Source organism: Brevibacterium sp. SIMBA_078 (genome assembly GCF_046534565.1).
Taxonomy (GTDB): Bacteria; Actinomycetota; Actinomycetes; order Actinomycetales; family Brevibacteriaceae; genus Brevibacterium.
This window is the reverse complement of sequence record NZ_JAWRYQ010000040.1, coordinates 1-397: the sequence shown is the minus strand read 5'-3', so window position 1 is coordinate 397 and position 397 is coordinate 1. Positions and strand designations below refer to the sequence as shown.

At 32.0% G+C, this 397-nt stretch carries 1 protein-coding gene; it reads left to right on the top strand.

All coding sequences use genetic code 11. The annotated features are described in order from the left end of the window. On the top strand, positions 1-397 hold a 397-nt coding region (locus SB749_RS18770; RefSeq protein ID WP_410711632.1), incomplete at both ends, for a helicase-related protein.

Below are 397 nucleotides of genomic sequence, written 5' to 3'. Positions count from 1 at the left end.
CTAAAAGCATCATAAAGTACTCTTCGACAACACATCATAATTTATCAGATGAACTCACTGCGTTTATTAGCCACTTGATCGGCAGTTATAAATACGATGACTGGATTGTCATTCATGCATTGAAACACAAAATTGGAATTCATCATGGCTTAGTGCCTAAATATATTCAAAAAGAAATCATTAACTTTTTTAATAGTGGTGATCTAGATATTTTAGTCTCTACTACCACTATCACTGAAGGAGTTAATACTTCCGCAAAAAATTTATTAGTGCTCAATGCTAAAAAGGGTGATAAAGATCTAAAAACTTTTGATGCAAAGAATATTGCTGGTCGGGCTGGACGATTTTTACATCACTATAGTGGAAGAGTATTAATATTTGATAAAAAATTCCAAGA